The following is a 6,830-nucleotide window of genomic DNA, read 5'->3' as shown; positions in this document are numbered from 1 at the left end:
TTTTTTACACAATGTTGATTGGAGAGGAAGGCGCTTGACTCCTGCGGGAGCAGCGGGACAGGTGAGACCCCACAGGAGCTTTAGCTCCGAGGAGAAGGAAAAGAGGAAGCGGCTTGCCCAGGGGCGACAGGCATAAGACGAGCCGGCATGAAGGTCGTTCTTTGACCTTCTTGACGGATTGGCTTATGACCCCGAGCCCCTAGCCGCTGCAAGCTAGACAGGCTCACCGCCCGCCCCGCGGAAAGCAAGCGCCTCTCGCTGCAATCAACAGTCAAGTTTAACACAGCCTTAAAAAGAAAAATTGTTTGCTTTTTTTAATGAAAATATTTCTATATAATAGGTCTTGGGGTGAGACGTATGGCAAGGGAGCGGAAGTTCTCTACGGAAGAGCTATTTCAAGCGACAAAACCAATTCTTCTTGAACACGGGTATGAAGGATTTACCTTTAGCCTTTTGGCAGGAAGGATGAACGTATCAAGAGGAGCACTATATAAGTACTACGAGAACAAAGACGAATTGATCATTGACTTTATGATTTATGAAATGGAGCAATACCTCCTCGAATTAAAGAAAATAGTTAATCATGCAAGCTTTGAATCACAGTTTGATTTTCTTTTTGATGTCATGTTTAAAAGAACGGAGGTTCCGCACCTGATCGGCGTGGCACAGCAAATTCCGGTAAATTCAAACAGTACCGTCAGAGAAAGGAAAGAAAGGCTCGATCAGCTTCATTTAGACATGTATAAATATTTACAGGATTTTATTGATATAGGAAGAAAAGAGGGGAAACTTAAGACCCATATTCCTGATGGACTCATGTTAGGAATCATCTTTCAATCAATTGCGATCCCGAATCATTTTGGAGTTCCTCAGTCTGAGTGGGTTCGTTCGATTAAGGAAATATTGAGCCGTGGAATGTTCGAAATCAAATAATTGACACTAACGTTACTATAAAAGATAATGAAAGTGGCAATAGTGTCATTTATTTTTTGCTTAAAAGTGACACTGATGTCACTTTCGATCAATAAGTAAAGCTTTAAACTATTTCAGCTGGCAGGAGGATATGATGAATACATTTTTACAGTCAATTACTGACCGCGTTACGTCTAAAAAGGGTATGTGGATAACGCTAGGAATTTGGTTATTAGTAACTGTCTTATTGGCCGTTCTTGCACCAAGCGCAAAGGATTACGAATCGACGAGCATTAAATCGATTCCGGAAGACGCCCAATCGGTCATTGCTCAAAAGAAATTGGATCAGTATTCTAAAAATAATGACGGAATTCCGGCCATTTTAGTGTTTCAATCGGAAGATGGTAAGATTTCGGTTTCTGATCTTACTCAGCTTTTTGAAAAAATTGAAAAGGTGGAAGGGGTAAAAGAAATCGTCCCTTTGACAAAGATGCCTCCGCAGGCAACAGCGAGCTTCTTTTCAAAGGATCAACGCACGATGATCCTTCCAGTTACCTTTGAATCGTCGTTAGAGACAAAGGAAATGAGAACGGCCCAAGAAGAGATCGGTGATATGGTCAAAGATACTACCGATCTATCATTTAATATTACCGGACCGGCAGGAATTGCCGTTGACTCCCTTAACCTCTTTTCTAGAGCAGATATTGTTCTTTTACTATCAACAGTAGGTTTAATCTTGATTCTTCTTATAGTCATCTATCGTTCGCCATTACTAGCGCTTATTCCGTTATTATCGGCAGCGTTCGTGTATGAAGTGGTAAACCAGACGCTTGGCTTAATGGGGAAAGCGGGCTTGTTTTTAAGCAACCAAACCTTATCGATTATGACGATTCTATTATTCGCTGCTGTTATTGATTATTCATTATTTGTTTTTTCCCGTTACCGTGAAGAACTGAAAAAGCATGATAGCAAATATGATGCCATGAAATTTGCTATGCGTGAAACAGGTTTGCCGGTATTCTTCTCTGGCGGAACCGTATTAGCCGCGATGCTCGTTTTGTTCTTTGCTGAATTTAGAGACTATCAAAATTTCGCACCGGTATTTGGAATAACGATGCTGATCATCATGCTCGCATCGATAACATTAGTTCCATCATTGTTTACTCTGTTTGGCAGAAGATCATTTTGGCCTAAAATTCCTCGCGTAGGTGAGGAAACCGTTCACTCACATTCTTTATGGAGCAAAGTTGGTCACTTCGTCGTTAAGAAGCCGGTGGTTTCTGCATCCGTTATTGGAGTGATTTTGCTTGCTTCGGCATTGAACATGCTGAACCTAAAATATGAATTCGATACAATGAAGTCATTTCCGAAAGATATGCCATCAAGACTAGGCTATGAAATTTTGGAAGAAAACTTTGAAAAAGGGGACCTTGCCCCAACAACGGTCCTTTATGAAGCAAAAGAGGCTGTTACGCAAGAGCAACAAGCAGAGTTGATCCAAGTGTTAGCCGACAAGCCGCTTGTGGCCAGTGTTCGACCAAGCGGGAGCACAGAAAATCAAAAAGTCATCCAACTCAATCTTACTTTTAAAGAGAGCCCGTACTCTGTAAAGTCTATGGATGCGTTGGAGAAGATCATTGCGGATAAGGACAAGATTCTCTCCGACAGTAAATTAGACGGCGATATTTATTTTGCTGGGGAAACAGCAACGAAAATAGACGATCGCGCCACCAACAATAGAGATCTTATTGTGATCGTTCTTCTCGAATCGCTCCTTATTTTTGTGATGTTAATCTATATGACTCGGTCGATTAAAATGCCGATTTATATGATGGGCACGATATTAATTTCATTTTTAGCCGCAGTGGGATTAGGGATGTTCCTAAGCAGTCTGTTTTTTGACATTGATACGATTAGTAACCGCGTTCCGCTCTATTCGTTTGTCTTCCTTGTGGCACTGGGGATTGATTATAATATCATCTTAATTTCAAGGTTTATGGAGGAAAGGGCGAAGCATCCCGTCAAAAAAGCGGTTGAAATCGCCGTGGCTAACACCGGTGGAGTCATCTCATCTGCAGGGATTATTCTTGCCGCCACCTTTGCCGTTCTAATGACTCAGCCAATCCAGCTATTGTTTGTATTTGGATTCATCGTGGCCGTTGGTATTTTACTAGATACCTTCCTGATCCGGGGAATCCTACTACCGGCGCTAATTGTTTTATTGGAAAAGGATAAACCAGGAGCAGTGAAGAAAGCGTAATGGTTGTAAATAAACCGATAACGTTAGAAGTGACGTTATCGGTTTATTTTTTGTTATTTGTGGCCAGTTTTCTCAATGGCCTTTTTAATTGTATTCGCCTGTTGCATCATATCGCCCAAACCCTGGAAATGAACATACATGATCCTCGGCCGTTCATGGATCATATGGTTATGTAACGCAGTTACTTCCAGTTTTCCTTTTTGTAGCTCAGTAATGACTGGATTAACTTCCTCTTCTAAAAGAGCCAATTCTCCCATCACCGCAGTTTGATTATCCACTTTTTCAAAGGAAAAATGAAAGGCCAACTCCATTGTTTCAGGTGACATTTTTTGGCCCATATGGGTGACATTGAGGTCACGTCGAACGATCTCGACAGAGCAAATCCCATTCTCATCCTCAACACCTGCCTTAAAAATTTGCGCTAATTTCTTGCAATCCAGTTGTTGTTTTGCAGAAGCTTCTCTTATAGGGTTTAAGACTAAAATAAAAGACAGTATCACTAGTAAATGAAACTTTTTCATACCTCACCTCCACAAAATATAGCATTCCTCACTTTAGTGAAAAAATGTTGATTGCAATTGCTTATTTTATTGTTTTTTGAATATGGAAGTAGTAATGGAGAAAAATATACTTAATTGGATTCTGCATTAAGAGCTGATTCAAGTAGAAACAAGGGGGTGTGGTATTTTTGTCCAAAGACAAAGTTTTATTACTATCTTTTTGGGTTGGAACGGTCGGAATTCTTTTAACACTAATACCTAAAAATAAAATAAGAAATGCAATGGTAGCTTTTTTTTATAAACAACTTGTTACATGGCTGTTTGGACTTCTTGTTGTTGAAAAAGGATTAATAAAATATCCTGTTCGTCTTTTTAAGAAAGCAAATAAAACAAGCTTTTCTTTTGAGTATTTTTTTTATCCCGTGCTTTGTGCAGTATTTAATTTGCATTATCCTGAAAACAAAAACAAATTAATAAAATTTTTATATTACCTTTTAAATATAGGATTTATAACCTTAGTTGAGTTTTTTGCAGAAAGATATACCAATCTAATCAAATATATAAAATGGAAGTGGTATTGGAGTTTTATAACATTATGGCTCACAAATTATTCATCAAGATTGTTTTATCGTTGGTTTTTTAAGGATGAATTTAAATTTGTACTCCATTCTAAGTTGAAAAATACAGGAGTAATGGAGTAATGGCGGAAGAGGGGAAAGTGTAAAGAAAAAAAGACTAAGGAAAATTCAATTTACTCCTTAGTCTTTTTTGCTGAGCTTAGCTATCGAAGAAGCCTAACGCATATTTAATTCCTTCTTCAATATCATTTGTTTCATATCCTTCTAAATCTTCTTCGGTAATTTCCAATGTTGTTCTGGTCAGGGCATAACCACTGTCTAAATTAATATCAAGCAGTGCTTCATAGCCATTTGTAGTTTTAGTAATTTTGATTATATCAAAATCGCGAATAGGACTACCCGTTTCGTATTCTATAGGCTCTAACTCAGACATAACTGCACCTCCAATAATAAATTGCGTTAATTTTTTACTAAAAAGGATGGTGATACACCAATTCTTTGAATAGGGGATGTACTACCAAATCAAGGATTGGTAGACCAAAGTCCAGCTGTTTTTACAAATACTCTTGGATGAAGTTTTAACCCGGCGACGATCAGCTCTGCCAAATCCTCTGGGTGCATCACATTTTCAGGATTACCGGAAATTAAATTCGTTTCAATGGCTAAGTCCGTTACCACAGTGCTTGGTGTTAATGCTGTTACTCGAATATTATGCTTTCGAACCTCTAGCATAAGGGATTCTGTCAAACCCATTACAGCGAATTTAGAAGCACTGTATGCACTTGTCACCGGGGCCCCCTTTTGACCAGCGGTAGAAGCAATGTTAACAATATCACCAGATTTTTTTTCAATCATTGATGGTAGAACGGTTCTTGTAACATTGTATACACCCATTAGATTAACTCGGATAATATTTTCCCACTCTTCCGGATCTAGCTCGAGAAAGCCGCCGAATTTACCCGTTCCTGCATTATTGATTAAAATATCAATAGGCCCCAAATCGGTGGTGATATGCTCAACAGCATGCTGAACAGCTTCTAAATCAGCAACGTTTGCTACAGCAGCAGAAGTTTGAATATCATATTCTGCTAATTCATTTATAACCTTCTCAAGATTATCCATATTCAAGCCAATTAACCCGACATTTACACCTTCTTTGCCTAAAAGTAAAGCAGTTGCTCGGCCAATTCCTCTTCCTGCTCCAGTAACGAATGCTGTCTTTCCATTAAGTGAAATCAATCTCATCATTCCTTATAGAAAAATTACCAACAACTTAAACATTTGCAAAATATAGAGGTTATATTCAGGCAATTTATTTTTCCAAACCCCATCTATGACTACGGTTTTTTACTAAAACGTGGTGGATAGTTAAGGTTCTTTGGTAATAATTACTCATAAACCAATATATAAGGAGACTTAACAAAATGAAGAAGAAAAGGAAAAAATGCTCAAGGGGGAACTCTAGAATGCAGCGGACCCAGAATTGGTCAAGGAAAGAATGAACGCCCAGCGACTAAGGAGATTATTTAATGAAACACTTGAAACGGACGAGAAAAATGTCTGTGAAATTCGGATAGGATACAATTGCTTTGTTGCGCCCGGAGTGCATATTTATACAGCCACACATCCAATTAATCCGACTGATAGAATAACCGGGGCAGAATACGGAAAACCCGTTACGATTGGTGACAATGTCTGGATTGGCGGCAGGGCAGTCATAAATCCTGGTGTTAAGATAGGCAATAATGTCGTCATCGCTTCTGGTGCAGTAGTCCCAAAAGATGTCCCGGATCATGTTGTTATTGGGGGAAATCCAGCTAAAGTAATTAAAAATATAGAAATATCATAATTCTTCGAGATAAGGAAATACTATAGGGCAATGAATTTAAAGGTGATGAAGGTGAAAAACGAGTGACTTATCAAGAGGGATTAAATCAGATAGATAAAGCAACGAATAAAATTACTGAAGCAAATCAGATGATAGTTGAGGCAGTTACCGACGCATTTTTATTTACGTGGCAATGGTGGATTGCATTAGTGATGATCATCCTTCCTTGGACGATTTGGTTAATATTACTCAACAGAGAAAATGCAGCACGCATATTTTCCGCAGGTTTATTAGTGATGGTATTATCAGAGATCCTTGACACGTTTGGTGTTAGTTACGGTAAGTGGGCATACCCAGTAAAAATCGCTCCAGTAGCCACCATAAATTTTTCATTTCGTCTTTCTGTCTTACCTGTTGTAGTTATGTTGCTGCTACAATATAAACCACGCATTAACCCTTTTATAAAAGCTGTTTCATTTGGTGTATTTGGAGCATACATAGGTTTGCCGATTTTAAGTAAGATTGATTTATACAAAAAACTTGATTGGGCTTATACATATTCATTTTTAATTTTAACAGTATTCTATTTAATGGCTCATTGGTTTAGCCGGCTGAATTCCTTTGAAAAAATAAATAAGAACTAAGTTGAAACCAAATATAGGATTACATAGGAGTATCGTGAAAAGGATATTTTACAAAGAGGAGATGAATTTGAAAAAAGGATGTAAATACGATGACCATCAAAATTCAAT

7 protein-coding genes and 1 pseudogene are annotated in these 6,830 nt (G+C 38.4%); 5 read left to right on the top strand and 3 right to left on the bottom strand.

All coding sequences use genetic code 11. The features are described 5' to 3' along the window. Positions 1 to 357 precede the first annotated feature (357 nt). Both ACI48O_RS17325 and ACI48O_RS17320 read left to right on the top strand, forming a co-directional pair. Positions 358 to 933 carry a TetR/AcrR family transcriptional regulator gene (locus ACI48O_RS17325; protein WP_435563106.1) on the top strand — a complete coding sequence of 192 codons (576 nt, stop codon included), beginning with the start codon at positions 358 to 360 and terminating at the stop codon, positions 931 to 933. 133 nt (positions 934 to 1,066) lie between these two features. Then, positions 1,067 to 3,172: an MMPL family transporter gene (locus ACI48O_RS17320; protein WP_435563105.1), complete on the top strand. Its 2,106-nt coding sequence runs from the start codon at positions 1,067 to 1,069 to the stop codon at positions 3,170 to 3,172. A gap of 53 nt (positions 3,173 to 3,225) precedes the next feature. Here the strand turns inward: ACI48O_RS17320 and ACI48O_RS17315 are convergent, their stop codons facing one another. Beyond that, positions 3,226 to 3,693: a DUF1259 domain-containing protein gene (locus ACI48O_RS17315; RefSeq protein ID WP_435563104.1), complete on the bottom strand. Its 468-nt coding sequence runs from the start codon at positions 3,691 to 3,693 to the stop codon at positions 3,226 to 3,228. Between the two features lie 158 nt (positions 3,694 to 3,851). Here ACI48O_RS17315 and ACI48O_RS17310 point away from each other — a divergent pair, with 158 nt between their 5' ends. Next, positions 3,852 to 4,373 (top strand): CBO0543 family protein, encoded by a 522-nt coding sequence (locus ACI48O_RS17310; RefSeq protein WP_435563103.1) that lies wholly within the window; start codon positions 3,852 to 3,854, stop codon positions 4,371 to 4,373. 76 nt (positions 4,374 to 4,449) lie between these two features. Here the strand turns inward: ACI48O_RS17310 and ACI48O_RS17305 are convergent, their stop codons facing one another. Beyond that, positions 4,450 to 4,683: a hypothetical protein gene (locus ACI48O_RS17305; RefSeq protein WP_435563102.1), complete on the bottom strand. Its 234-nt coding sequence runs from the start codon at positions 4,681 to 4,683 to the stop codon at positions 4,450 to 4,452. Positions 4,684 to 4,772: 89 nt separating this feature from the next. Then, complete coding sequence (locus ACI48O_RS17300; protein ID WP_435563101.1) at positions 4,773 to 5,489, bottom strand: 3-ketoacyl-ACP reductase; 717 nt, start codon at positions 5,487 to 5,489, stop codon at positions 4,773 to 4,775. 205 nt (positions 5,490 to 5,694) lie between these two features. Here ACI48O_RS17300 and ACI48O_RS17295 point away from each other — a divergent pair. Together ACI48O_RS17295 and ACI48O_RS17290 are read left to right on the top strand one after the other, a co-directional pair. Then, positions 5,695 to 6,099 (top strand): annotated as a pseudogene (locus ACI48O_RS17295) (DapH/DapD/GlmU-related protein). 62 nt (positions 6,100 to 6,161) lie between these two features. Continuing rightward, entirely contained in the window at positions 6,162 to 6,722 is a 561-nt protein-coding gene (locus ACI48O_RS17290) for a CBO0543 family protein (RefSeq protein WP_435563100.1), read from the top strand. Positions 6,723 to 6,830 lie beyond the last annotated feature (108 nt).

This window comes from Neobacillus terrisolis, assembly GCF_051233475.1.
Lineage (GTDB): Bacteria > Bacillota > Bacilli > Bacillales > Cytobacillaceae > Bacillus_BU.
This window is presented reverse-complemented; position numbering and strand designations above follow the sequence as displayed.

Coding starts and splice junctions, on each gene's coding strand:
- ACI48O_RS17315 (WP_435563104.1), bottom strand. CDS start 3,693: ATGAAAAAGTTTCATTTACTAGTGATACTGTCTTTTATTTTAGTCTTA.
- ACI48O_RS17325 (WP_435563106.1), top strand. CDS start 358: ATGGCAAGGGAGCGGAAGTTCTCTACGGAAGAGCTATTTCAAGCGACA.
- ACI48O_RS17320 (WP_435563105.1), top strand. CDS start 1,067: ATGAATACATTTTTACAGTCAATTACTGACCGCGTTACGTCTAAAAAG.
- ACI48O_RS17305 (WP_435563102.1), bottom strand. CDS start 4,683: ATGTCTGAGTTAGAGCCTATAGAATACGAAACGGGTAGTCCTATTCGC.